Genomic DNA, 25,317 nt, shown 5'->3' with positions numbered 1-25,317 from the left:
CCAAAAAGGGAGTTATATATGGAATTTAGAAAAAAGGAATATGCTCCTTTTGATATTTTTGATAGCGAATGGGCGGTAATAACAGTAGGCAACAAGGAAAAGTTTAATTCCTGCCCGGTTTCATGGGGAAGCCTTGGGAATATTTTACTGTAAGTTTTTTTGATTCTGAGTATAAAAAGGCAATTGCATACCTTGGAAGTCATTCAGGAAGAAATGAAAACAAAATAGAAAATGCCGGACTTACTGCTGTCGCTATAGGTAAGACTACTATGAACAGTATCCTGATGTCTATACTGACGGTCACGGCGGCTGAGAGTCTCATTTTATTCTGCCGGGCTAGATAGAAGAAATTATAGAGTAATATGTGCCTTTAGGCATCAAAGGGGATAAGCTCTTTATGTGAAGATCTTATCCCCTTTTTGTGTGCAATAAAATATTAAAATTTGAAGCTTAGAATCTATTTATATATCCAATTTTTCAATAATCTCTCCATTTTCCTCTTTTTTCATAATCTTTTTAATAATTTCTTCTCCAAGATACCGTGAAAATAAAGTCAAGTCTTTTGATACTTCAAATACAATATTATGTTTTATACTGTCTGTATCAAAACTTAAGTCATACTTATCTTTACTATTCCAATAATTCCAATTTACATCAGTTCTTTCATAGTAAACATAATTTTTATTTTTTGTAATATAAATTCTTTTATTGATGAGTGTTTTTTTATCATCAGATATAAATGTATCTGAATATATCTTTATTCCTTCAAAAAGCTTATATTCCCTAATCCTGTCATTTGAAATATTTAATTTAATCTCGCTATATTCCATATTACCACCTTTCTTTTATAACACTGTTTTGCAGATATTATACTATTTGCAATTTGCCTTTTCAATATAAATCCAATTGAGAATAAAAGAATATGGGGATAGAAGATATAGCTATTGTACACAGGCAAGTTTGACTTCGAGTGTATTGTTTGTGGTTGGCTTCGTCCATTTTTTCGTAATTGCATATGCACTTACTGTGCTTGCTCAATATGTTGAGTAATACAGAAGTATGACTTGAAGTAGATATATTAATGAAATGAATATTATTTTTAAATATATTATTTACAATAATATAAAATCGTGCTATAAATTGACTAAGGAGGTAGAGTTGTGTTAATAACAAGAAGAGTTATAAATAAGAAAGAATTGGAAGAAATAGATGTTTCTAATTTGTACAATCTTACATTAGGAGGAAACCTATGAATGAAAAAAAGTTGTTTAGTGTTTCTTTTTTCATGAATTTTGTGTTTTCTATGCTCACTACATTACTGCCATTGATTGTGTTTAATATTAATGAATCGACAAAAGACATCAATATTGTAATGATTACATTCATCAGCTCATTATTAGTCACACGATTGTTTTCGATTTGGAATTTATTGAAGGCAAAAACAGAAATTGTATTAGGATGTATACTTTTTACTGTTAGTTGCCTTATTTTAGTAATCGAAAGCAATAGTATGGAATGGATGTTTGTGGGATCGCTTTTATTTGGATTATCTATTGGTTTTGTTCCTCCTGCGATTTTGGTGTTACTTAGTGAAAATAAAGATAAGAGAACTTTTAATTTAGGTATATATAATTCTATAGTAGCTATAGCTTCGATATTTTCTCCCATCATTGGTGAAAATATATATTATAAGAATCCATATTTCCTTTTTTTTTGCTGGGTTATATTTGCAAGCATAATGACTATAGTGGCATTATCGTTAAAGAGGGAACAGAACAATGATGAGAGTGCAACAAATTATAAAGCAATTTACAATCTAAAAAAAGTCGTGTTAAATACAATGTTTCAAATTTCATTTGTTATCCTTTTATTTTCGTCGATATCATATGGATCAATAGTTGCTTATTTACCTGTGTATTTTGAGACGTTGAACCGGTCTATTGGAATATACTATTTGTTTTTTTGGGCAGGATATATTTTGATGCAGTTTGTTAGGGAAATTAGGTATAGTTTTTACACAGTGTTATTTACATTGCTTTTTATTTCATTGGGACAACTTTCACTTGTATTATTTGAGGAAGCTTTTATAGTATATTTTTTTGCATGGATATATGGGATAGGCTATGGTAGCTTATTTAAAATATTTTATGTAGAGGTTGGGAACTTTAATACCGAGGAAGAACGAAGCATAGGTTTTTCTGTTTTAAGTTTAATTTCGTATATTGGGGTCGGAATAGCTCCGGTTTTCTTGATACCTTTTAATATTGACTGGAAAATGCTTTTTACCGGGAATCTTTTTTATAGTATAATAGCAATAATTATATTTTTGTTTTTGAGGAAAATATCTATGAAAGATAATGGATAAAATGAGAGCTGTTTCTCAACATTAGGATATGTAAGAAACGAATTTAAATAAAAGTAATGGGATTATAGGAAACCCTTAAATAACATAAAAAAATTATAAGGAGATAATATAACACTTTTAAGAGTGATAACCCTATTTTTTTAGGGCATTTTCCCCAAGAGCCTATTGTTCCTGGCGTTTTACTCATAGAAGCGATGGCTCAGTCAGCAATCCTATTAATGTTATGCATAGGAAATGAGATTAGATTGGATGGGGATAAGTATTTACTAAGTAAAGTTGAAGAAGTAAGATTTAATAAACCTTTATTTCCGGATCAAGAAGCAATTATTGTTTCCAAAATAGAGAGAAGCATACCACCTTTTTACTTTTTCTCATCGAAAGTATATAATGGTTTCGACGATAAAATTTTAGAAGGGAAGTTTATAGTTTTTAAAAAATGAATATGACAGGTAAAGATATTATACTAGGTTTGCTCATTGAGAAGAGTCGAAGTGGATATGAGATAAATGAAGTATTTGAAACAGTATTTAGGTATTTTTATAAAACCAGTTATGGAATGATTTATCCAACTTTGAGGAGGTTGGAGAAAGAACTGTTAGTGGAGAAAAATGTAGTGATTCAAGAAGGAAAACCCAATAAAAATATTTACAACATTACAAAAAAAGGTATTGAAGAATTTCACTGTTATTTGAAATCTCCTATTGATCCAGAAAAAAGAGAATCGGAGTTTCTTGTTAGAATGTATTTCGGTGGAGAGGAGGAAAAAACTATAATAGCCAATTGGCTTAGAAGCCGATTATCTTTATTAGAAAATGATATTAATCAGTTAATGTCAAACCATAAAGAATGGAGGGATAAAATGTCATATACACAAATTATTGCATATGAAATAGGTCTGGCGCAATTTTTGGCGGAAAAACAAGTAATAGAAAATAAGTTGAAAGAATTAACCGAAAAGGTCTAATAGATATTAATTTTATTGAAGACATAAGGTTGTCAAAAAATAAGGATAGCATCCAATTTTATATGTGAATAAAAAAACTAATAAAAATCATTTGAATATTTATATCAGAGAGAATTGGTTTTGGTGGTTCTTATGCTCATACATGCTATGAGAAACCCGATAATAAAATCCAAGGTGAGGATTATAAAGTAAATACATCGGCTCTTCTTATAGAAGAAAACAGGCGAGGTCTTATGGCTTTGCCTGTTTTTATATCCTTAAGTATTTAATAAAAGCTATATGAAATATGGTATTTATGATAGAATTATAGAATCAAATAAAATGGAGGGTAAGATGGCGATAGTAAAATCTTTCAAATGTGTAAGACCGGACAGGGAATTGGTAGAGCAGGTGGCATCCCTGCCATATGATGTATATGACAGAAAAGAGGCAAAAGAAGCGGTGGAAGGTAAGCCCTATGCCTTTTTAAATATCGACAGACCTGAGACTGCGTTTGATGAAAACTTTGATATGTATTCAAGAGAAGCTTATATAAAGGCAAGGGATTTATATGCCGAATTTAAAGATAAGGGTATATATAAAAAAGATGATGTAGAAAGCTATTATCTGTATGAGCTTACTATGAATGGAAGAAGCCAAATAGGCATAGTGGGGCTTGCAAGTGTGGATGATTATCTGAATGATATTATAAAAAAACACGAAAATACCAGAGAAGAAAAAGAAATTGACAGGATAAAACATGTGGACACTGTAAATGCGCAGACAGGACCGATATTTTTGGCATATAAGAAAAATGACGATTTAAAAAAGATAATCTCAGAGAATATATCGGATGCCCCTATATATGATTTTGTATCGGATGACGGAATAGGCCATAGAGTATGGAAGGTGGATAAAGCCTATAATGAGCAGATAAGAGAATGCTTTGAAAATATAGAGTCTCTGTATATAGCTGACGGACATCACAGAGCCGCTTCCGCCGTAAAGGTGGCTTTAAAGAGAAGGCAAAATGAAAACAATCCGAATGCGGAGTACAATTATTTCCTGTCCGTAATATTTGATGAAAGGCAGTTGCATATTTTGCCTTATAACAGAATAGTGCTTGATCTTAACAAAAAAAGCGTGGAAGAAGTTATGAGCCTTATAGCTGAAAATTTTGATGTAACAGAGAGTCCTGTACTTGAAGAGATAGGTGACAGAGGCGAGTTCGGAATGCTTGTTAAGGATAAATTCTATATTTTAAGTGCAAAGAAGAAAGTACTTGATTCGGTATCGGGTGACGTTATAAAGAGTCTTGACGTGTCAATATTGCAGGATTTGGTACTTGAACCCATATTCGGAATAAAAGACCCGAGAACGGACGAAAGAATAAAATTTGCAGGTGGAATAAGAGGGGTAGGATATTTAAAGTCAGAGATAGACAATGACAGAGGCAAGGTTGCATTTTTGATGTATCCTACATCAATGGAGGAGTTATTTGCTGTAGCTGATGAAAATAAGCTTATGCCTCCGAAATCCACATGGTTTGAGCCTAAGCTCAGAAGCGGAATTTTTATACATGAAATTTGATGAAAATTATCATATCATTTTGCCGACAGATAAATATGAGGATATGGTAAGGCTTTGGATGCATTCTGACGGAAATAAAATATTTAAAGAGAAGTTGAATAATTTTGCCGAACAGATGGATGTTCACTTTAATATGGTGAGAATAAAAAATGTCAAAACCATATGGGGTAGCTGTTCTTCAAAGAAGAATCTTAATTTTAACTTTAAGTTATTCTTCTTACCTGAGTCATTAATTGATTATGTATTCGTACATGAACTTGCACATCTAAAACATATGAATCATTCCAAAGCTTTTTGGAGTGAGGTGGAAAAGCAGATACCTGATTACAAGAAAAGAAGAGAAGAACTGAAAAGATATATTTGATATGGAGTAAGATATGACAAAAGAGGAATTTTTGGACGGACTGATGAAAGCTCTGGCTTCCACAGGTTCACAATCTCTTATAGCGGAAAATATAAGATTTTATTCGTCATATATTGATGATGAGCTTTCAAAGGGAAGAAGCATAGATGAAATCATGGAAGAACTGGGAGAACCGAGGCTTATTGCCAATTCTATAAAGGTTGCAGCCGGATATGACGATGTATTTGTAGGCATTGACAATGAGACATATGAAAATACAGCATCAAAAACCGGAAACTATGAAGAGAATGAAAACTATAGTGACAGAAAAGATAACAGTTTTAAAATGTATAATTTTTCAGGTAACAGCCTGATAATACCTATAATTATTGCGATAGCGGTTTTAGTAGTGATTGTAGCTGTGGTTGCTGCGGTATTTTCATTTTTGGCACCTGTATTACTTCCTGTGATAGGAGTACTGCTTTTGGTGGCTTTAATAAAGGGGGTTTTCGGAAAAGGGAATTACAAATTTTAAGTTATTACAAAAGTGTTACAAAAATTAAGCTTTGAAATAAAATCGAAATATAAAATTCGGTTGCCAAAATCTGAAATATCTTTGTTATAGTTGATAAAAACAAAAAATATAAATATTTATTTCAAACGAATAATGACTTCTTAACAACTTTGATAGATTTTAAAAACTTCAAAATGGACTTTTATAGGATAAAACTTGTAAGAGATTAACAAATAAAGGTTATAAATACGATGTTTACATGGTATTTATAACCTTTTTGCCATTATAAAAAGGTATAGGAAAAAGATATTAAAGCTTGAATAAAAAGCTTGACATATTCTCTTAGTGAGTTTATACTAAGTTTCGTAACATTTACTTAACAAACATAAATCGTTTGTAATTATTAAAGATTTAAATTCCGGACGGACCGGGTTTAGCATAGAATAGATTTAAGGAGCCGAAAATGAAGAACACAAAAAGAATTATAATTGGAATATTATCAGCATTGACTATCAGCACAATTTCACCTGTTACATCCTTTGCAACAACATCAATTAGAAAAGTTGCAAACTTTCATGAGGAAGTGTTGAGAGGACCGGCTCTTAAAAGCGGTACATATATAGTTACAGTACAGGCAAATACACTTGATATATATAAGAGCATGACATCAAACGATACAATCGGTAAGGCAAACAAGGGTGACGTATTCCAGATACTTGAAGATATGGGTGGCGGATACGCAAAAGTTTCATATAATGATGTAGAAGGATATATTTCTATAAAGGATGGAGACACTTCTATAGATGAGATGGATTCAGCGGAAGAGGCTGCCGCTTCAGCAACAAAGAGCATAGTTCAGGCTATAGCTTCAAATAAGAGAGAAGAGATTGCAAACTTTGCAAAGACTTTCGTAGGCGGCAGATATATCTACGGAGGAACAAATCCTTATATAGGCGCAGATTGCTCAGGATTTGTAAAATATATTCTTGCAAATGCTGCAGGTGTTTCACTTCCAAGAACATCTTCAGAGCAGTCAACCAGAGGTACTACAGTTGCAAGTGCAGACCAGCTTCAGCCGGGCGACCTTCTTTTCTACGGTTCAGGCAGATCTGTAAGCCATGTTGCTATGTATATCGGAGACGGTAAGGTGGTACATGCTTCATCTTCAAGAACAGGAATAATTATTTCAAACTATAACTACAGACCTGTAATTCGTATGGCTAATGTTATAGGATAATGTTTGTATAATAAGAACCGGCTACCCATTGTAAAAGGCTTTGGGTAGCTTTTTTCGTCTAAATTTAAGAAAGAGATTCATATTTTTACTAATGTTATTGTAGTATTAACCAATTCTTTGTGTTAAACTATGCTTATGAAAGATAAAAAGAAAGAGTAGGCGAGGAAGGGTTATGATTGAACTTGGTTTAAATGAGAGGGAAGGTCTGTCTGAATTGGCAACAGATGATATATTGGTCAGGCTTGCACTTGCCGGCAAATGCGGAAAAGTATGGATACCGGCCACAGGCACAGCTTCATACTGTGTTATAAAGGTATATCACTATATGTATATAGTAGGAGTTACTCCAAAGAAGGACAGAGCTGTTTCTTTGTGGGGAACTATTGCAAGATATGGAGAAGGAGCCTATATAATTCCAACTTCAGAGTTATGGATAGACTGGCTTGTAGAAAATATAGATTGCAGATATAGAAATTTCTCAAGATATCTTTTAGCTTTTAAAGGTGTTGAGAACAGAGCACTGTTGGAAGAGTTAAACGGGGCGCTTGAGGAAGGTTTGAATATTGATAATGTCAGACCGGATGATTATGATGCCTTGTTAAAGGATATGTGGAGCGAAGATTTCGCCGCATGTTTTGATAACAGAGATGAATTTGCCAAAGATGTGACGGGGTATATGGTATATAAAGACGGAGTCGCATTAAGCGGTTGTGCGGGTAGAGCATACGGCGACGAATTTATGGAGCTTGTTTTTGCTACAAATCCTGACTACAGGAGAAGAAACCTTGCGCTCACGGCAGCATCAAATGTATCACTTTATCTGGAAGATAAAAAAATAAATCCTTATATAGATGTTAGAAATCAGCACTCTGTGGAGTTGGCCTCAAGACTTGGATTTGAATTTATAAAAGAATATCAGGTATACCAAATTTATAATACAGAGGATGAAATTTAAGTAAAAATAATTTAGAATATAGGGGTGGCGAAAGTCACCCCTATATTTATGTCAAAAGGTGGTAGTATGGATAAGATAAGCCCTGCAAAACGTCTTAATAATAATAAGAGAGGCTATTTGATAGTTAATGCAAATCAGGGAAAGCATAAGATTGCATTGATTGGGGATGTGAAAAATGAGTATGACACTCTTGCGAATTTATCAAGTGAAATTTTAAAGAATTCACTTGTAATAGGATTTGCGGAGACTGCAATAGCGATAGGAGCTACTCTTGCAAGCAGCGCGGGAGCTTTTTTCCTGCAGACAACCAGAGAAAATATATGTGCACAAAATGAGTATATACATTTTACAGAGGCACACAGTCATGCTATGGAGCAAAGACTGGTACTTGAAGATATGGAAAAGATATATAATCAAGTAGACAGAATAGTATTTGTTGAAGATGAGATCACCACAGGAAATACTATATGGCATTGCATAGAGGAGATTGAGAGCATATTTAAAGGTGGAAAAAAATATGCCATAGCACCTCTTACAAATACATTGTCAGAAGAAAGAAGAAAATTCTTTAAAGAAAAGAATGTGGATATAGTCTATATAAGAGATATAGATAAAGAAGGTTTTGAAGACGATGTGGTTGATACTTTGACCAATGGCGATGTGTACAGAATCAACACTACATTAAGAAGCGATGATGTAAAAACAATTAATTTTAAGACGGATATCAGAACAAGAAGGCTTTTAAATATAAAGGATCTGGATGCGGAGACAGACAGGCTTGGAGAGTTCTTGGAAGAAAGAATTAATCTAAAGACTCTGTTGAAGGATAAAAAGACTGTAACAGTACTTGGAACTGAAGAATTTATCTATGTCCCGATAAAACTGGCAGAGTATATAGATACCGTTTCAGATGCGGATGTATATGTGCACTCATCTACAAGAAGTCCTATTGAGGTATCAAAGTTAGAGGATTATCCCCTTCATACCAGATATGAGGTAAGAAGTATATATGATAAAAACAGACAGACCTATATATATGATTTGAAGGAGTCTGATATATTCTTCCTTGTTACGGACGGAAAAGAAATTGAAGGAGAAGCCGATATCCTGGAGGCAATCAGACTTTCAGGAAATAAAAATATATATTTGATCAGGTGGGATAATGAAGAGTAGTTACAAAGAAAGCGATGTCATTTTTCTCTTAAAGGATGTTACGGGACTGGTAGAGCCTCTGCCAAGTGTGGAAAGGGAAAAGCTTATACAATCAGGAATGCATTACAGTGAAATGCTGCCGATAGAGTATATACCCACAGAGGAATATATGAAAATATATTTTGATTCATTCAAGGTTTTCGGACAGAAAATGGCGGATTCTCTTGCATCTTTGGCAGATAAAGTGATAGAAAAAAGAGGGAAAAATGTGGTTTTGGTCTCTCTGGCAAGAGCAGGTACTCCGATAGGAGTGCTGCTTAAAAGATATATAAAGTGGAAGTATGAAACCGATGTGGCACATTATTCCGTTTCTATAATAAGAGACAGGGGAATTGATGATAATGCTATGAAGTATATACTTTCACGTTACGGGGCCAAAGATATTCTTTTTGTGGACGGCTGGATAGGTAAGGGTGCAATACTTAAGGAATTAAAATCGGCCTGTGAAAATTATGAAGGGGTATCTGAGGAACTGGCAGTGGTATCGGATCCTGCAGGTGAGACGGAACTGGCAGGCACTTATGACGATATCTTTATTCCAAGCTCCGCACTTAATGCTACGGTATGCGGACTGGTAAGCAGGACTTTTCTTAGATACGATATAATAGGTAAAGACGATTTTCACGGTGCGGTCTACTATAAAGAATATGAAGAAAATGATTTGAGTTATCACTTCATTGAAAATATAGAAAAGCTTTTTAAAAAAGATGTAAAGGATGAGAGTATCAGAGGAGCAAGAGGAATTATTGAAGTAAAAAAGCAGGCGGATAAATACGGTATAAAGGATATAAATCTTATAAAGCCCGGCATAGGTGAGACTACAAGAGTACTGCTTAGGAGAGTTCCTTGGAAGATACTTATAGATGAAAGATATAAGGATGATAAAGAACTTAGGCATATCATAAAGCTTGCCGGTGAAAGAGAAAGCGAAATAGAATATACATGCTTAAATAATTATAAATGCATGGGAATAATAAAGAAAATGAAGGACATTTAAAAAATGTGTGAGTGGGAAAGACTCACACATTTTTTAATATTTTTTAACGCCGAAGTACTGCGCAAGTAAGATAACTTCCATTGCCCAACTGTAATGAATCTTCGGTTCATTTATTCTGGTATTGTTAACATTGGGACAGGAACGATACATCTTCTTGTCATCAAGTACACTTAGAGCATCATCATAGTCAATACTTGGAACTTTATAGGCATCGTTTACCACAAGTATCTGTTTCGGATGCACAACCGTTTTACCTACAAATCCGTTTAATTTATCAAGCTCAATTTCCTTTCCCAGACCTTCCTGCCAGCCGATACCTGCATAGTATTCATAGGCAGGTGCCGATATTATATAATCACTTGAAAGAGTTGCAATAATGTCGGACAACAGTCCGGCAACCGGACCGCTTTGATATATGCTTTCATCAACTCTGTGCCTGACGCAGAGCATATTGAGTATACTGCCTGCCGCAACCAAAATATTCAAAACATAGTCCTCATATGCGGCAAGTTTTTCCTTAATTGCATACAGATAATTATATCTGTTTCGAAGGTCAAGAAGTGATACACAATCAAGTTCAGGTAATATATACACAGGAGTGGAAAGTACCGAATTTATTCTTTGCATTTCATAAATATATATATCGGCATTTGATACGGAAAAGTCGGGCAATATAAAGCCGGTAATCATATCCAGTAAGCTGCCGAATTTTTTATATAAGTGGGCTATATGTGAGGTGGAAAGCACTTTTATAAACAGTTTAGGTATATAGAACTCTCTCTCTTTTTTTGAAACAAACAGTTTATCCAAGGTCTTTATAAGTATATTCTCAGCTTTATCCGCTTCGGCATCATTACTTGCCATGTCAAATGAAAAAGCTAAAGAAAATGGAATATTAAATCTTTCAAGCATTATATCGTCTATAATACCCGTGTTATTTGCATCGGTATAAAGCAGTGCACCCACGCTATAGTAAATACTGGAATCTTTCATGACCAACCCCTGTCAAAAAATATTGAATATAGGCTTATATTTTTCGCTAATATTGATATAATTATACCATATAATATATAATAAAAGAAAGACAGATTTTAATGGAGCAAGTATGCCGAAATATAGATTGAATCCTATAAATATAAACAGTATTACAGAGTTTGGAAGAGTAAGGGGTAACAAAGCAGGTGAAATAAGAAACACCTACATGGTAAAGTTTACAGGTGCAAATACAAATACAAATAAGGAAATAAATGAACTTAGAAAATATCTGAGATCTGAGATGAAGCAGGGAAGGATATACTATAAATATATTGACTCATTGGATATAAAGAGTGATTGTATGGAGCAAAAGAGGGCTTATGAGGCTTTTGTATCCACAGGTCATTTTGATACGGCTTTAGTAAGACAAAATAATATAAGTGAAAATGAGCTTATAGAAGCGGTAAAGGAAATGCAAAAACTCCTGCAAAAGTACAAGAAGAATATTTCGGATACAATAGAAAAAAATATAATGGTAAAGCTCTTATATTGGCTTGAAGATAATTTTTCGGATATAAAAATAAACGGAGATAAGAATATAAAGGTCGTAGCGGAGAATGTACAAAAGGAATCGGAAATCTATTTTTTTGTTTTTCTTAATTTACTCGGTATGGATGTATGCCTGCTGCAGTACGCAAAAGATATCTCCGTACCGGATGAATATTTTTACACAAAAAAGCTCGGTGATTTTTATGACGGCAAGATGATATATGAGCAGGATGAACCTACAGAAAATCATCAGGTACAACAGCCTACCGATAGCGGAGCGAACGGAATGAATGCCGCACCGGTAAATACGGGGGGTGAGAGAAAAACGGTCACCATAAGCCTGGCATCCACCAGAAGAAAAGACAGAGACTCTAAAACTAAGTCGGTTAGTGTTTCACCTGCAGCCGCACCGGTTAACAATCATCCGAATACAGGTGCAAGTACTTCCGGCAGCACTCAGATACCTGCGGTAAATGTGAGCAGGGATAGAGAGTTAAGCTATGTGGAGCTTGCAAGACTGTCAACATCAATTGTAATGATAGCCGTATTTGACAACCGTAAGAAGCTTCTTGGTACAGGCTCGGGTATAATGATCGGAAGAGACGGTTTTATACTTACCAATAATCATGTTATAAGAGGCGGATATTATTTTGAGGTAAGAATAGAAGATGATGAGAGAATATATGAGACAAATGAGGTTATAAAATATCATAATCATCTGGACTTGGCAATAATAAGAATTTCAAGAGTGTTAAATCCGTTGAGGCTGTATAGCGGAAAAGAAAGTCTTGTAAGAGGGCAAAAGGTAGTGGCAATAGGAAGCCCTCTGGGTCTTTTTAATTCGGTTTCCGACGGTATTATATCAGGCTTTAGAAATATAGATAATGTGGATATGATACAGTTCAGCGCACCTACATCGCCGGGGTCATCAGGTGGAGCGGTACTAAACATGTACGGAGAGGTAATCGGCATAAGCACTTCAGGTTTCAGTGAGGGGCAAAATATAAATCTGGCTGTACCGTATGATGCAGTATATAATTTTACAAAGAGCTTTATAAGATAAGAAAAGTTTTGACTTGAAAGGGGATGAATGCATGTTATTGCATCAGAAGATAAAAGGGCTTGAAGACTTTTTTAAAAGGCAAAATGAAAGAAAACCGAAGGGAGTATATTTTTACAGAATAAATTCCTATGATGAAACAATACTTGAATTTATCAGAAAATACTATGATTTGGCCAAGAGAGAAGGGGCAATCATAGATAAAAATATAGAAAATCCCACTGCGGACAATATAGCATATTTTAATGAAATAATCGGAGATAAATATGTTCATGGTCCGGGATTTATGGCGGAAGCTTTGAAAAAATGGTTGCCGAGAATAAAAGATTATCAGAGGGCATCCATAGCCGACGGAATTTATGATACCTTGGAAGTTTTAAGGCGTCAGGGTAAAAATATAGATATCTTAAAGAATAATTTTATAAGGATAATGTGCTGGCTCTACTATAATTTTTATAATATTATGGAAAGACTCGGAAACGATGATGTACCTAAGATTATATTTTGGGGAAATGTAAATTTTTCAGAGCTGTCTACTTTAAAAATACTTTCTAATGCGGGAGCGGATATTATTCTGGTTCAACCGGGTGGTGATTCAAAGTATATGACAATAGATCCGAAGTCCGAATACTCAATAGATTTGGGTATGGGAAGCGAGAGCTTCCCGGCAGGGTTTGATCTGCAGTGGCTTTTAAAGCAGCATGAGGAAGACAAAAGTAAAAGACTTTTGTACAGCAATAAAGCAAATGCAAAAGCCAATACAAATACATGGCTTAGCGGGGATCTCTTTGAGGATTTAAAGAATACAAGAAGAGGCGAGAATACAAGCTTTTTCTACAATATGTTTGCAAGAATAAACGGTTGTGACAATAGAAACACCTATGTAAACAATCTGTATTTGCTGTATCAGGATTTGAAAAAAGCAAACAGAAGCATAAAGGTGATAAACAATAAAATAACAAATCCGAGTGTGGACGAGATTTCAAAAATAAAAAGGGGCAATTATGCCAATGAAAATCAGCTTATCATGGATCTGAAGAAGAATATCAATCTAAAGAGTAATACTTTTATAGATGTGGCAAGGGATGCCTTTGTGGATACCATGATAGAGACCGGCAAACTGATGAATATGGATCTCAATAAAATGATGAATAAGGGAATATATATTCTATGCTGGTTCCAAAGATATATACCGGATTTGCTTGGAAATACCGATATTCATTCACCTGCTCCAATACTTATATATTTCGGAAATGTGGAAACCGATACCGAGAGTCTGTTCTTAAATATGGTGGCAAAGCTGCCGATAGATGTAATTATCTTTAATCCGGAGAAAAAGGGAGATAAACTTACCGGGGAAAGATTATATGAGGTACATTTTGAAGAGACTTTGAAAGTAAATGAGTATCCTACGGACGGAAACAATCTTTCAATGGGTACAATGGCATATAATGCGGAAAGAGATTTGGATACCATGATGTATTCGGATACCGGAATGTACAGAGATATGCAATTTTCTAAAGCAAATATTATAAAGCTTTCAACTACATATGAAGAGATTAACATTTACTGGAAGCAGGAGGCGAGGTTTAGACCGAACTTTTCAACAGTCGATGATATTGTAAATATCCCTGTAATATTTGCCAAGATATCAGGTGTGGCAAACTCGGATACGAATACATATTTTCAAAATATTAAAGATCTTCTGACAGATACGACATTGATATATAAGAATGAAAATATTTATGACAGAAACTGCACTGTGGCAGCCGGTGTACCGTCTTTTTTTAAGAACGGAAGACTTGACAGAGAGGGCATAAAGCATTCACAAATCTACAAATACGACTATTTAAGAGCTGAGACTCAGGAGTATATTCTTGATAAATTATCGGAGCTTTTAAGAAGGAAGACTATAGCGGGAACAGGACAAAACGGTACAGAATACAAGATAATTACAATTGTTTTAGATTTACCTAAGGAAATTTTAAGATTTATACAAAGCTTTGATTTTACAAAATGTCCGCCAAAGCTTATAATAGTAAATACAACGGAAACAGTTATTTCGTTGGAAGACAGCATAATTGTTGCTTTTTTGAATCTGATAGGATTTGATATAGTATTTTTTATACCTACAGGATATGATAATGTAAGCAAATACTACAACTCTCAGATAATGGAAGAGCATATAATCGGCAATTATCTTTATGATATAGCCATACCGGATTTCAATAGACTGAGGTCTGTGAAGGAAAAGAAAAAATCGTTTTTTTCAAGACTTTTTGGTTAATGAAAACTAATATTGAGCCTTTGTGACATTTTGAAACGGGGCATAGGAGGAAAGATGGGACTTGATTTTTCAAAAGCAAAAACCGTAGAAGCTGAAGCGGTGACAAGTGATGTTGCAGAGAATGAAGCATTACCTACCGTTCAAACATTTGATATTGCAGTAGAGTCTGCAAAAATCAAGAATGAATTGGCGGATTCGGCAGAGGTTGATGCACTTGTAAGCAAGATAGAACTTGACAATCTTGACAGTATTGTTACATTTGGTGGCGAGGTTGCTACAGAGATATCAAAATCTTCAGATTTGGTACTCAACAGTATGAACATCGCTCAGATTGAAGAAACTTCAAAGATGTTGGGTGTCCTTACCAATATCATGAGCAAATTCGATATTGAAGAGATCAAACAGGAACCGGGTCTTTTTGACAAGCTATTCGGCGGTATAAAAAAACAGCTGGATAAGATAATGACAAAATATCAGACCATGGGTGGTGAGATTGACAAGGTGTATGTGGAGCTTAAGGGCTATGAGGGTGAGATCAAAGAGACCAATAAAAAGCTCAATACCATGTTTGAATCAAATGTAAATTATTATCATGATCTTTTAAAATATATCATGGCAGGTGAGCAGGGATGTAAGGAACTGGAAGGTGCTATAGCAGAGAGAACTGCCGAGATGGAGCGTACAGGTGATAAGTCAATGCAATTTGAGCTTACAACTCTCAATAATGCACTTATGATGCTTGAGCAAAGAACACAGGACTTAAGAGTGGCTGAGAATGTGGCTATGCAGACTATTCCTATGTTAAAGACTATGGAGTTCAGTAATATAAATCTTATAAGAAAGATAAATTCGGCTTTCATTATTACATTGCCTATTTTCAAGCAGAGTCTTGCACAGGCTATTATGCTCAAACGTCAGAGATTACAGGCTGAGGCATTATCTGAGCTTGATAAAAAGACCAATGAAATGATATTAAAGAATGCCACAAATACTGTTGAGCAGGCAAAGCTTACAGCTCAGATGGCTTCAGGAAGTTCTATAAAGGTGGATACTTTGGAGAAGTCTTGGAGAACTATTGTAAACGGTATCGAAGAAACAAAGAGAATTCAGGACGATGCCAGAAGACAAAGAGTTGAAGATAAAGCTAAACTTGAAAATATTAAAAACGAATTTTATAAGAAATTCGGTGTATAATAAAGGAGGATTTTATGCCAATAAATTTATCTAAAGGACAAAAAGTAGATCTTACAAAGACAAATCCGGGACTTAAGAAAGTTATCGTAGGTCTTGGATGGGATGTAAATGCATTTGATTCAGGTGCGGACTTTGACTTGGATGCTGCGGCATTCATGGTAGATGCAGGTGGAAAATGCCCTACAGAAAAAGATTTTATTTTCTACGGCAACTTGGCTCATCCGTCAGAGAGTGTTACTCATATGGGTGATAACCTTACAGGAGAAGGTGACGGTGATGATGAGCAGATTAAGATTGATCTTTCAAAGGTACCTGCAAATATAGAGAAGATTGCATTTACAGTTACTATATATGATGCGGATTCAAGAAGACAGAACTTCGGTCAGGTTTCAAATGCTTATATCAGAATTTTAGATGAAGTGACCGGTGCTGAAATCATCAGATATGACCTTGGTGAAGATTTCTCTATCGAAACAGCGGTAGTTGTAGGTGAGCTTTACAAGCATGCGGGCGAGTGGAAGTTCAATGCTATTGGAAGCGGATTCGGTGGCGGACTTGCCGCACTTTGCAATCATTACGGTATAGCGGTAGCTTAAGCCCTATACGCAGACATTAGGAGGATATATGTCTATCAGTTTACAAAAAGGACAAAAGGTAAGCCTGTCAAAGGAGAATGCAGGTTTAAAGAGAATAGTAGTCGGACTCGGATGGGATGAGGCTCCAAAGGGAGGTGGAGGATTTTTATCATCACTCTTTGGCAGCGGTCAAAGCCAGGAAGGCAATATAGACTGTGACGCATCAGCTTTTCTTTTACAGGGAGGCAAGATAGTAAATAAAGGTGATGTGGTTTATTACGGAAACCTTCGCCACTCTTCAGGCACCGTAATGCATATGGGTGATAACCTGACAGGTGCAGGTGACGGAGACGACGAGCAGATTACTATCGATCTTGAAAACATACCTGCAGTTTATGACAGAATCGTTATTGTTGTAAATATTTATCAGGCGGTACAGAGACGCCAAGAGTTCGGAATGATCAAAAATGCATTTATAAGACTTGTAGATGCTTCAACCAATAAAGAGATTCTTAAGTATAATCTTACAGAAAATTATTCGGGAATGACTGCAATGATCTTCGGTGAGGTATACAGACATAACGGAGAATGGAAGTTCTCGGCTGTAGGACAGGGAACCACAGATCCGGGGATTGGAGAATTAGCAAATAGATATATCTAATAAATTTTTATAATATAGAAAATTTTATACTTTTAATTATCATATATTTGCTATAGAATAGCATTTGTAATTAATATTACGGGAGAGAGCATTAGCTGTCTCCCCAAAATTTTGAAAGAGGAAATTATATGAAATTTACCGGTTTGACTGAAAAAGAAGTTGAAAAGTCAAGGCAGGAATATGGCTCAAATGTGATACCTGATTCGGAACCTACCACCTTTTGGCAGGAGTTCAAGGAGACATTTAACGATCCTATGATCAGGATATTGCTTGCTATCGCAGTACTTATGATAGTAATGTTTTTCTTTGGCTATGCTGAAATTTATGAACCGCTTGGTACTATTATTGCGGTAATAATAGTAGCCTTTGTATCTGCAAAGACAGGTGTTGCAAGTGATACCAAGTATCGTGAGTTAAAGGACAATACAAAGAAGGACACATGTAAGGTCTACAGAAACGGTCTTGTAACCGTTATAGATGTCGATGATGTAGTAGTAGGAGACTTTGTACTTTTACAATCGGGAGATAAGATACCGGCAGACGGTATTTTAATAGACGGAGATTTAAGAGTTGACAACTCAGCCCTAAACGGAGAGGCTGAGGAGTGTAAAAAAACAGCTGCAAAAGACGGATTTGAGTTAAAAGAAGATATCACAGGTGATACATTCGTAGATGCTCATTCACTCTTTAGAGGTGCTGTAGTATTTGACGGAGAAGGTGTTTTAGAGGTTAAGAGAGTCGGACTTAAGTCCATGATGGGTAAGATGGCTCTTGAAATGAATGAAGACGATCCTGATTCACCACTTAAGGTGAAGCTTGGAAAGCTGGCGCATCAGATATCAATTTTCGGATATGTAGGTGCTACGGTAATAGCGATACTTTATTTCGCTTACTTTATAGTAAGAGCAGGCGGACTTGGCAACTATTTTGCTATGGGACCACAGACAATAGTGCAGGACCTGATAAAGGCTGTTACTCTTGCAATAGTTATTATCGTATGTGCCGTTCCTGAAGGATTGCCTTTAATGATATCTTTGGTACTTATGCAAAACACCAGCAGAATGCTTGATCATAACGTACTTGTAAGAAAGGCGGAAGGTATCGAGACTGCAGGTTCACTGAATATACTGTTCAGTGATAAGACAGGAACTATTACAAAGGGAAGCCTTGAAGTAGTGGATTTCTTCCTTGCAAACGGAAACTCCATTGCCATACCGGATCTTAGCGATCACAGCAAGGTAAAAGGACTTATAGATATTGCAATAGGCAAGAATACTCAGTCATTGTTTGATGACAGAGGCGTGGTAATAGGCGGTAATGCAACAGACCAGGCATTGATGAAGTTTATAGGACATGCCACTTTTGATGCATTACAAAATGAGAAGAGCCTTGTAGTGGGAGCACATCAGGGATTCAACTCAACAAATAAATTCAGCCAGGCAAGAATAGATTCTCTTGATAAGACATTCTATAAAGGTGCGCCTGAGAGACTGCTTGCAAAGGCAAAGAAGTTCTTGGATGAGAACGGTGAAGTAAAGACAATTGACAAGGCTGTGCTTGACAGAAAGATTGATGAGCTTGCAGCAAGAGCCATGAGAGTTTTGGCATTCGGATATTCAGAGAAGGCTCTTGTGGAAAATGCTATAAATGATGATATAGTTATCATAGGCTTGGTAGGTATCAGAGATGATGTAAGACCTGAGGCTAAGGATGCTATAGCAGAGGTTATGGGAGCAGGAATCCAGGTAGTAATGATTACAGGTGACAGACTTGAAACAGCTATCGCTATTGCAAAAGATGCAGGCCTTATACAGTCTGCTTCGGACAGAGCGCTTTCATCAGCAGAACTCAATGAAATGAGTGATGATGAAGTAAAGAAACTTATACCTCATATCAGAGTTATCGCAAGAGCTCTTCCTACAGATAAATCAAGAATGGTAAGACTTTGCCAGGAGATGAATCTTGTTGTAGGTATGACGGGAGACGGTGTAAACGACTCACCTGCACTTAAGAGAGCAGATGTGGGATTTGCTATGGGTAACGGTACAGAGGCTGCCAAGGAAGCCGGTGAGATAGTAATTCTTGATGACAATTTCAGATCTATAAAGGATGCTATACTCTATGGTAGAACTATCTATCACAATATACTTAAGTTCTGTAAGTTCCAGTTGGTTATAAATGTTACTGCGGTTATAGTAAGTGCTATAGCACCATTCTTCGGAGTGGAAGAGCCGCTTAAGGTAACTCACCTTCTGTTTGTAAACTTGGTAATGGACGGACTCGGAGCTATAATGCTTGGAAATGAGCCGGCTAAAGAAAGCTACATGATGGAAAAGCCAAGAAGAAGAGATGAGAATATCATCAGCAAAAACATGGCTATTCAAATTTTAAGCATGGGACTCTGGCTTACAGTACTCAGCTTTATATATCTTAAGGTTCCGTTCTTTGCAAATCTGTTTGACGGCAATGAGGAAGAACTTCTTACAGGATATTTTGTACTGTTTATAGCAAGTGCACTCTTTAACGGATTTAATGTAAGAGATGAAGGCTTCGGAATATTTAAGGGCCTTAATGAAAATACAGGCTTCCTTAAAGTGTTCTTTGCGATAATCATAGTACAGGCGCTTATAGTAAATGCAGGTGCTATACCTTTTGCACCTTTCCAATTTATCGGAAAGATGTTTAGCTGTGTACCGTTTAGTGTACAGGGATGGATAGTAATATTCATACTTGCATTCACAATGATACCGGTAGATATACTCAGAAAAGTTGTAATGAAAACATATAAGAATGCTTAAATAAGAGAGGACACTAAAATTGGGTGTCCTCTTATTTAGTATATTATTCTATTTTTCTCTTCTGAAGCAAAGGAACCAATCAAGGCAATACTGGTCGTCATTCTGGTTTTCCATACGCTCCTTGGCAGTACCACAGCTTCCGGCTGTAGGTACTATAACATCATCACCCGGACGCCAGTCAGCAGGTGTAGCACAACTGTCTGCATCAGCTTTTTGAAGTGCCAAAACAATTCTTTTGATTTCATCAAAGTTTCTTCCGGTTGAAAGAGGATAGTACAAAATTGTACGGATCTTTCCATTAGGATCAATTACAAATACTGCTCTTACTGCCTGAGTATTGGAAGCTCCCGGCTGGATCATACCGTATTTATTTGCAACTTCCATACGAATATCTTCTATAAGAGGGAAGGTAACATTGACATTTTTCTTACTATTCCACTCAAGTTCCTGAATTTTTCTAAGCCATGCTATATGTGCATAAAGAGAGTCCACTGAAAGTCCTATAAGTTCAGTATTTAATGCTTTAAACTCATCCATCATAGAAGCAAAGGTCATAAACTCTGTTGTACAAACCGGTGTAAAGTCAGCTGGATGTGAAAAAAGTATAACCCATTTTCCTTTGTAGTCTGATGGGAAATGTATTTCTCCCTGAGTTGTTACAGCGTCAAATGCAGGTGCATCCTCTCCTATAAGTGGCATTGTTATTCTTGTCTCTTCCATACTAAATTTCTCCTTTTCTAAAAACATTTAGCAGAACATTTGTAATTTCTTTGTTCTGATAGTATAATATAGTATTATAAGCAGTAATTATTGTATTTTTTAATATAAAAATAGGAGAATATTCTATGGATACGATTAACTTTAAAAACGACAGCCTGCCGGTAATGGTGGGGGTGGAGAATATAGCACTCAGGCAGATGCATAGTGAAATACCTCATTTACACAATAACTTGGAGATTATAGTAGTGAACAGTGGTACAGTTATTTGTTCTGCAGGCAATGATGAATTTGAACTACATGCAGGAGATGTATGTTTTATAAACCTTAAGCAAATACATAGACTTTGCAATAATTATGATAAAAAGTGCATTCATAAGGTACTAAATGTAGGTGTAAGTCTTCTTATGCAAAATCCGATTATTTATGATAAGTATATTAAGTCTATGCTAGAGGATACATCTTTCTCGCATATAAATTTTGATGGAGAAGGTGGAGCTGCCGGCAAAATATCAAACTTGATTTCTGATATTGAAGATTTGCAAAAAAATACCCCGGAAGGTTATGAACTGAAACTTATAGCTTTGATTCATCTTGTATTTTACGAGATATATTTGGCATATATACATGAACCTACAAAAGTACCTATGGACAATAATGCAATTACGGTGCAAAAAATGATAGAGTATATATATAAACATTTTAATGAAGAAATAATACTTGATGATATTGCAATATTTGGAAATATAAGTAGAAGTCAATGTGCAAAAATATTTAAAAAATATACAAATCTGTCTCCAATGGTGTTTTTAAATAAACATAGACTTGAAGTCAGTCTGAATTTACTGCGTTCCACCACCAAAAGTGTAGCCGAGATTGCACAAAATTGTGGTTTTTTTGACCAAAGCTATTTTAACAGACTGTTTTTAAGAGAATACGGTTGCACGCCTTTGGTGTATAGAAAGAGTGGATGGGTGTAATAGCTATAGTGACTTCAGGATATCGTCTGATTATTCATACTGGATTAGGATAGTAAAACAAAAGATCTAAAGGGTCACCTGAATCGTAACAAAATATCGTAATATTTTACAATAAATAGCAATACAAAAACTAGCATAAAAATATTTAAAAACACAGAGAAAAATCATAAGAACTGTTCGGTATTCATTGAATACTATTTTGATTTTAGATCGATTTAGGGTAAAGATTATCTGTTGAATAATAGATTTTTTAGGGGGGCGGTAGTATTATTTTGTAAAGCCAAAGAAAATCAGGGAAGGAAAACGAGAGATGGATAGGTTAAGAGTAAGAAGGGAGATGGTTGCACAAAGATAATATATTTTCTATATTGAAATTTGAGAAAGAAAATAACACACTTTTAAAAGTGAGTTCTCTGAGGACAGTTATACCTTGGAGGAAAGCCTTCTTCCAAGGTAATTGGTATATTTTTGACCATAGCTATGTGTTTAACACTTATGCCTGTGACGGCATTTGCTGAAATACCTAAAATACAGAATGTAAATATTTAGAAGAAGGTATACTTACATTTTATGAAGTGCCGGGAACGGTAAGATATGAGGTTAGTATCAGAAGTAATTTAACAGAAAGAAAAAAACTTAATCGGCTGATTACATCAGAAACAAATATATTTGAGACGATAATGAAAAGGTACAAATTTCCAACACCTAATTATTATTTAGAAATGTGGGCATATGATTCAGAGAATAGTGGCTGTGAAGAGTTAACAATAGATGATGCATACTATTTTGATTACGAGTCTCCACTAATAGAGCTTGTTCCCCCTACAAATCTGCGTTGGAATGGATATACTGCAAGATGGGATGAAGTACCGAATTGTGAGAAGTATAGAATTACTCTGTACAGCAAATATGGACACAGGAGGAGTATTATAGAAACTGAAGATACTTTCTATAATTATGGCACTGATGTTAGTGATGGAGAATACTTTAAAGTTGAAGCTATTGGGGGAGATGGATATATGGATAGCGTAGAATCTGCAAAAAGTCCAATATGGAAGATTCCGGTGGTTAGAGAGGTCAATATTGTAGTAACCCCTCCCATAGCAGGTGAAATACCTAATTATAATGCAAGCACAGATAGTACAGAATGTACTGTTGATGATAATGAAGTGGGTTGGGTTGATAGTGATACTAGGATAGTAAGCAATACAAGTAGCCCTAGACCTTTGGAAGCAGGTCATACATATATAGCTTCAATTTGGCTAAAACCTAAATCTGGATATAAAATTTATGAAAATACAGTAGTAAAGATTAATGGTATGACAGCATACAAAGGTGCAAGCTCCAGTGATTTATCCGGTGAATTAATAGAGTTTTCTAGAGAGTTTACTGTGGATGGCACAGCTAATTTATATTCAGTAAACTTTGACTCAACCGGTGGCTCGGAAGTTGCAGCACAGACTTTGGAAGAAAATGGAGTAGAAACAAGACCGGCAGATCCTGTACGAGATGGATACAACTTTGAAGGCTGGTATACAGAAGCTGAATGTATCAATGCTTATGACTTTAACTCACAGATAACAGGAGATATCACACTCTTTGCAAAGTGGGTAAAGAAGGATACTGAGGGAAGCGGTTCAGGAAGTGGAAGCGGCTCAGGCAAATCAGGTGGAGGCTCAAGAAGTGGTGGAGGTAGTTCATCAGGTGGAGGCTCAAAAGGTTCAGGAGGCACAAAGCAAACCAAAAAGATGGGCGAATGGCAACAGGATGCAACCGGATGGTGGTATAAATATGCTAATGGTACATATCCTAAGGCAACTTGGGATAATATAGATGGAGCTTGGTATGCATTTAATGAAGCCGGCTATATGAGAACCGGATGGATATCATCAGGAGATAAGTGGAATTATCTAAATCCTGCTTCAGGCGAGATGCTACTTGGATGGCAGAATATCGGTGGAAAGTATTACTACTTCAATACCGGAAGTTCACACCCACAGGGTGCAATGTATGCCAATGAAAAGACACCTGACGGCTATAGCGTAAATGCAAATGGTGAATGGATACAGTAATTTTCTTTGATCTTTGAATAGCAAAATAAATAAAGTATGATTAGGGGCTGTTGTTGTGGCAGTCCCTTTTTATACAGCACAGCTACTTAGTATGCTTATCTATTCCATAATAAAATATATTTTATTCCTAGGTCGAAAAATGCTTAAGATTTGTTAAGATGTATTTAGTGAATCTTAAAAAGTTTCTTATTGTATGTTAGAGATATATACGGTAAAATCAAAGCATTATATTTTGTTCGAAATTCTAAAAATTCTAGGTTTCAAAAAGTTCAAATAATAATCCAATATTAAATTTTTTTGGTATAATAAGGAGGAGATATGCAAGATAAGGATGTAACAGAGAAGATGCTTGAAAAGTACAATGACGTTTTTGCAGATATTCTAAATGTACTTTTATTTGGCGGTAGAAACGTGGTAGATGAAGCCGCACTTAAGGATGCATTGCCGATGAGTATGCTGAAGATAGACGGCAGGGTAAGATCACAGGAAAGAGATATAGCAAAGTATTGGCGTAAAAACAAAATAAACGTAGCATTATTCGGACTTGAAAATCAGACAACAGCGAATAAAATTATGCCGCTTAGAGTATTTGGATATGATGGGTCAGAATATGTAAAGCAAAGCAGAAAAGAAAACATTGACAAGGCAAAGTATCCGGTGATAACTTTGGTGCTGTATTTGGGATATGAAAAGAGGTGGAACTATCCAAAAACACTTTTTGAAATACTGGATATAGATGAAGAAATAAAGCCATATGTAAATGATTTTAAGATAAACTTATTTGAGATAGCTTATTTGGATAGAGAAAAGATAGACTTATTTAAGAGTGATTTTAGGATACTGGCTGATTACCTGTATCAGATGAGAAAAAACAGAGATTATATAGCTGATGAAACTGCCATCGCCCATGTGGAAGAACTTCTGACATTAATGTCTGCAATGACCGGTGATAACAGATTTGAAGAAACTATAAACGAATTGAAAGGAAAGGAGAAAGTTAATATGTGTGAAGTGCTGGATAGAGTAGAGGCCAGAGGCATAGAAAAAGGCATTGAAAAAGGAATAGAAAAAGGAATAGAAAAAGGAATAGAAAAAGGTATGGAAAAAGGTAGGGCGGTAGGAAGACAGGAAGGTGTTATAAGCATACTTGCATCTTTGGTCAATGACGGAATACTAAGTATTGATGAGGCTGCTGTTAGAGCAAATATGAGTGTTAAAGATTTTGAGAAGTTTATAAAGTGATATTTCTAAACACAATCTGTATACAATCCTTAGCGACTGTCAAGCATAAAT

Annotated in this window: 23 protein-coding genes and 1 pseudogene; 21 read left to right on the top strand and 3 right to left on the bottom strand. The window is 35.5% G+C overall.

Going from position 1 to position 25,317, the window contains the following annotated elements; all coding sequences use genetic code 11:
- Window positions 1-18: 18 nt before the first annotated feature.
- Together HMPREF1495_RS14180 and HMPREF1495_RS13950 are read left to right on the top strand one after the other, a co-directional pair.
- Entirely contained in the window at window positions 19-153 is a 135-nt protein-coding gene (locus HMPREF1495_RS14180; RefSeq protein ID WP_007594706.1) for a hypothetical protein, read from the top strand.
- Entirely contained in the window at window positions 123-344 is a 222-nt protein-coding gene (locus tag HMPREF1495_RS13950; protein ID WP_007594702.1) for a hypothetical protein, read from the top strand. The genes HMPREF1495_RS14180 and HMPREF1495_RS13950 overlap by 31 nt, the downstream gene beginning before the upstream one ends.
- A 117-nt stretch (window positions 345-461) precedes the next feature.
- Here the strand turns inward: HMPREF1495_RS13950 and HMPREF1495_RS01210 are convergent, their stop codons facing one another.
- Window positions 462-830: an EXLDI protein gene (locus tag HMPREF1495_RS01210; protein WP_007594701.1), complete on the bottom strand. Its 369-nt coding sequence runs from the start codon at window positions 828-830 to the stop codon at window positions 462-464.
- 419 nt (window positions 831-1,249) lie between these two features.
- Here HMPREF1495_RS01210 and HMPREF1495_RS13730 point away from each other — a divergent pair, with 419 nt between their 5' ends.
- From HMPREF1495_RS13730 to HMPREF1495_RS01155, 10 genes and pseudogenes are all read left to right on the top strand, one after another.
- Window positions 1,250-2,365 carry an MFS transporter gene (locus HMPREF1495_RS13730; protein ID WP_007594700.1) on the top strand — a complete coding sequence of 372 codons (1,116 nt, stop codon included), beginning with the start codon at window positions 1,250-1,252 and terminating at the stop codon, window positions 2,363-2,365.
- Between the two features lie 131 nt (window positions 2,366-2,496).
- Window positions 2,497-2,805: pseudogene (locus tag HMPREF1495_RS14310) on the top strand (3-hydroxyacyl-ACP dehydratase FabZ family protein); the annotation flags it as partial.
- A 2-nt stretch (window positions 2,806-2,807) separates the two neighbouring features.
- Window positions 2,808-3,329, top strand: coding sequence for a PadR family transcriptional regulator (locus tag HMPREF1495_RS01190; protein WP_034211375.1), 522 nt, complete (start codon window positions 2,808-2,810; stop codon window positions 3,327-3,329).
- 333 nt (window positions 3,330-3,662) lie between these two features.
- A complete protein-coding gene (locus HMPREF1495_RS01185; protein WP_034211357.1) occupies window positions 3,663-4,898 on the top strand; it encodes a DUF1015 domain-containing protein in 1,236 nt (411 codons plus the stop codon).
- Complete coding sequence (locus tag HMPREF1495_RS01180; RefSeq protein ID WP_034211355.1) at window positions 4,888-5,262, top strand: M48 metallopeptidase family protein; 375 nt, start codon at window positions 4,888-4,890, stop codon at window positions 5,260-5,262. Before HMPREF1495_RS01185 ends, HMPREF1495_RS01180 begins: the two co-directional genes overlap by 11 nt.
- A 13-nt stretch (window positions 5,263-5,275) precedes the next feature.
- A complete protein-coding gene (locus HMPREF1495_RS01175; protein ID WP_034211353.1) occupies window positions 5,276-5,776 on the top strand; it encodes a DUF1700 domain-containing protein in 501 nt (166 codons plus the stop codon).
- A 442-nt stretch (window positions 5,777-6,218) separates the two neighbouring features.
- Window positions 6,219-6,992 carry a C40 family peptidase gene (locus tag HMPREF1495_RS01170; RefSeq protein ID WP_007594693.1) on the top strand — a complete coding sequence of 258 codons (774 nt, stop codon included), beginning with the start codon at window positions 6,219-6,221 and terminating at the stop codon, window positions 6,990-6,992.
- Window positions 6,993-7,164: 172 nt separating this feature from the next.
- Window positions 7,165-7,947, top strand: a complete 783-nt coding sequence (locus HMPREF1495_RS01165) for a GNAT family N-acetyltransferase (protein ID WP_034211351.1) — start codon at window positions 7,165-7,167, stop codon at window positions 7,945-7,947.
- 66 nt (window positions 7,948-8,013) lie between these two features.
- A complete protein-coding gene (locus tag HMPREF1495_RS01160; RefSeq protein ID WP_034211349.1) occupies window positions 8,014-9,120 on the top strand; it encodes a phosphoribosyltransferase domain-containing protein in 1,107 nt (368 codons plus the stop codon).
- On the top strand, window positions 9,110-10,156 hold the full coding sequence (locus tag HMPREF1495_RS01155; protein WP_034211347.1) for a cysteine protease StiP family protein: 1,047 nt from the start codon (window positions 9,110-9,112) through the stop codon (window positions 10,154-10,156). Before HMPREF1495_RS01160 ends, HMPREF1495_RS01155 begins: the two co-directional genes overlap by 11 nt.
- A gap of 33 nt (window positions 10,157-10,189) precedes the next feature.
- Here the strand turns inward: HMPREF1495_RS01155 and HMPREF1495_RS01150 are convergent, their stop codons facing one another.
- Window positions 10,190-11,149 carry an HpcH/HpaI aldolase/citrate lyase family protein gene (locus tag HMPREF1495_RS01150; RefSeq protein ID WP_034211344.1) on the bottom strand — a complete coding sequence of 320 codons (960 nt, stop codon included), beginning with the start codon at window positions 11,147-11,149 and terminating at the stop codon, window positions 10,190-10,192.
- Between the two features lie 112 nt (window positions 11,150-11,261).
- Between HMPREF1495_RS01150 and HMPREF1495_RS01145 the strand changes: the two genes are divergently transcribed.
- The 6 genes from HMPREF1495_RS01145 (at window position 11,262) to HMPREF1495_RS01120 (ending at window position 20,255) form a co-directional block, all read left to right on the top strand.
- Complete coding sequence (locus HMPREF1495_RS01145; RefSeq protein ID WP_034211342.1) at window positions 11,262-12,743, top strand: trypsin-like peptidase domain-containing protein; 1,482 nt, start codon at window positions 11,262-11,264, stop codon at window positions 12,741-12,743.
- A gap of 31 nt (window positions 12,744-12,774) precedes the next feature.
- Window positions 12,775-15,027: a YceG family protein gene (locus HMPREF1495_RS01140; RefSeq protein ID WP_034211341.1), complete on the top strand. Its 2,253-nt coding sequence runs from the start codon at window positions 12,775-12,777 to the stop codon at window positions 15,025-15,027.
- Window positions 15,028-15,081: 54 nt separating this feature from the next.
- Window positions 15,082-16,221, top strand: a complete 1,140-nt coding sequence (locus HMPREF1495_RS01135; protein ID WP_009662242.1) for a toxic anion resistance protein — start codon at window positions 15,082-15,084, stop codon at window positions 16,219-16,221.
- Window positions 16,222-16,235: 14 nt separating this feature from the next.
- Window positions 16,236-16,817 (top strand): TerD family protein, encoded by a 582-nt coding sequence (locus HMPREF1495_RS01130; protein WP_009662259.1) that lies wholly within the window; start codon window positions 16,236-16,238, stop codon window positions 16,815-16,817.
- 28 nt (window positions 16,818-16,845) lie between these two features.
- A complete protein-coding gene (locus HMPREF1495_RS01125) occupies window positions 16,846-17,457 on the top strand; it encodes a TerD family protein (RefSeq protein WP_034211338.1) in 612 nt (203 codons plus the stop codon).
- 128 nt (window positions 17,458-17,585) lie between these two features.
- Complete coding sequence (locus HMPREF1495_RS01120) at window positions 17,586-20,255, top strand: calcium-translocating P-type ATPase, PMCA-type (RefSeq protein WP_034211336.1); 2,670 nt, start codon at window positions 17,586-17,588, stop codon at window positions 20,253-20,255.
- A 48-nt stretch (window positions 20,256-20,303) separates the two neighbouring features.
- On the opposite strand, the gene HMPREF1495_RS01115 is transcribed toward HMPREF1495_RS01120, so the two are convergent.
- Window positions 20,304-20,975 carry a peroxiredoxin gene (locus tag HMPREF1495_RS01115; RefSeq protein WP_034211335.1) on the bottom strand — a complete coding sequence of 224 codons (672 nt, stop codon included), beginning with the start codon at window positions 20,973-20,975 and terminating at the stop codon, window positions 20,304-20,306.
- A 125-nt stretch (window positions 20,976-21,100) separates the two neighbouring features.
- Between HMPREF1495_RS01115 and HMPREF1495_RS01110 the strand changes: the two genes are divergently transcribed.
- The 3 genes from HMPREF1495_RS01110 to HMPREF1495_RS01100 all read left to right on the top strand — a co-directional run bounded on the left by HMPREF1495_RS01110 (window position 21,101) and on the right by HMPREF1495_RS01100 (window position 25,266).
- Window positions 21,101-21,952, top strand: coding sequence for an AraC family transcriptional regulator (locus tag HMPREF1495_RS01110; protein WP_051402793.1), 852 nt, complete (start codon window positions 21,101-21,103; stop codon window positions 21,950-21,952).
- Between the two features lie 680 nt (window positions 21,953-22,632).
- Window positions 22,633-24,024, top strand: coding sequence for an InlB B-repeat-containing protein (locus HMPREF1495_RS13420; RefSeq protein ID WP_156912969.1), 1,392 nt, complete (start codon window positions 22,633-22,635; stop codon window positions 24,022-24,024).
- Between the two features lie 318 nt (window positions 24,025-24,342).
- Window positions 24,343-25,266: an Rpn family recombination-promoting nuclease/putative transposase gene (locus HMPREF1495_RS01100; RefSeq protein WP_034211333.1), complete on the top strand. Its 924-nt coding sequence runs from the start codon at window positions 24,343-24,345 to the stop codon at window positions 25,264-25,266.
- Window positions 25,267-25,317: the final 51 nt, after the last annotated feature.

The organism is Lachnoanaerobaculum sp. MSX33 (assembly GCF_000512995.1).
Classification (GTDB): Bacteria; Bacillota; Clostridia; order Lachnospirales; family Lachnospiraceae; genus Lachnoanaerobaculum.
This window is presented reverse-complemented; position numbering and strand designations above follow the sequence as displayed.

Coding starts and splice junctions, on each gene's coding strand:
- HMPREF1495_RS01120 (WP_034211336.1), top strand. CDS start 17,586: ATGAAATTTACCGGTTTGACTGAAAAAGAAGTTGAAAAGTCAAGGCAG.
- HMPREF1495_RS01135 (WP_009662242.1), top strand. CDS start 15,082: ATGGGACTTGATTTTTCAAAAGCAAAAACCGTAGAAGCTGAAGCGGTG.
- HMPREF1495_RS01175 (WP_034211353.1), top strand. CDS start 5,276: ATGACAAAAGAGGAATTTTTGGACGGACTGATGAAAGCTCTGGCTTCC.
- HMPREF1495_RS14180 (WP_007594706.1), top strand. CDS start 19: ATGGAATTTAGAAAAAAGGAATATGCTCCTTTTGATATTTTTGATAGC.
- HMPREF1495_RS01210 (WP_007594701.1), bottom strand. CDS start 830: ATGGAATATAGCGAGATTAAATTAAATATTTCAAATGACAGGATTAGG.
- HMPREF1495_RS01180 (WP_034211355.1), top strand. CDS start 4,888: ATGAAATTTGATGAAAATTATCATATCATTTTGCCGACAGATAAATAT.
- HMPREF1495_RS01170 (WP_007594693.1), top strand. CDS start 6,219: ATGAAGAACACAAAAAGAATTATAATTGGAATATTATCAGCATTGACT.
- HMPREF1495_RS01125 (WP_034211338.1), top strand. CDS start 16,846: ATGTCTATCAGTTTACAAAAAGGACAAAAGGTAAGCCTGTCAAAGGAG.
- HMPREF1495_RS01140 (WP_034211341.1), top strand. CDS start 12,775: ATGTTATTGCATCAGAAGATAAAAGGGCTTGAAGACTTTTTTAAAAGG.
- HMPREF1495_RS13730 (WP_007594700.1), top strand. CDS start 1,250: ATGAATGAAAAAAAGTTGTTTAGTGTTTCTTTTTTCATGAATTTTGTG.
- HMPREF1495_RS01190 (WP_034211375.1), top strand. CDS start 2,808: ATGACAGGTAAAGATATTATACTAGGTTTGCTCATTGAGAAGAGTCGA.
- HMPREF1495_RS01100 (WP_034211333.1), top strand. CDS start 24,343: ATGCAAGATAAGGATGTAACAGAGAAGATGCTTGAAAAGTACAATGAC.
- HMPREF1495_RS01110 (WP_051402793.1), top strand. CDS start 21,101: ATGGATACGATTAACTTTAAAAACGACAGCCTGCCGGTAATGGTGGGG.
- HMPREF1495_RS01145 (WP_034211342.1), top strand. CDS start 11,262: ATGCCGAAATATAGATTGAATCCTATAAATATAAACAGTATTACAGAG.
- HMPREF1495_RS01130 (WP_009662259.1), top strand. CDS start 16,236: ATGCCAATAAATTTATCTAAAGGACAAAAAGTAGATCTTACAAAGACA.
- HMPREF1495_RS01165 (WP_034211351.1), top strand. CDS start 7,165: ATGATTGAACTTGGTTTAAATGAGAGGGAAGGTCTGTCTGAATTGGCA.
- HMPREF1495_RS01115 (WP_034211335.1), bottom strand. CDS start 20,975: ATGGAAGAGACAAGAATAACAATGCCACTTATAGGAGAGGATGCACCT.
- HMPREF1495_RS13950 (WP_007594702.1), top strand. CDS start 123: ATGGGGAAGCCTTGGGAATATTTTACTGTAAGTTTTTTTGATTCTGAG.
- HMPREF1495_RS01155 (WP_034211347.1), top strand. CDS start 9,110: ATGAAGAGTAGTTACAAAGAAAGCGATGTCATTTTTCTCTTAAAGGAT.
- HMPREF1495_RS01160 (WP_034211349.1), top strand. CDS start 8,014: ATGGATAAGATAAGCCCTGCAAAACGTCTTAATAATAATAAGAGAGGC.
- HMPREF1495_RS13420 (WP_156912969.1), top strand. CDS start 22,633: ATGAAAAGGTACAAATTTCCAACACCTAATTATTATTTAGAAATGTGG.
- HMPREF1495_RS01150 (WP_034211344.1), bottom strand. CDS start 11,149: ATGAAAGATTCCAGTATTTACTATAGCGTGGGTGCACTGCTTTATACC.
- HMPREF1495_RS01185 (WP_034211357.1), top strand. CDS start 3,663: ATGGCGATAGTAAAATCTTTCAAATGTGTAAGACCGGACAGGGAATTG.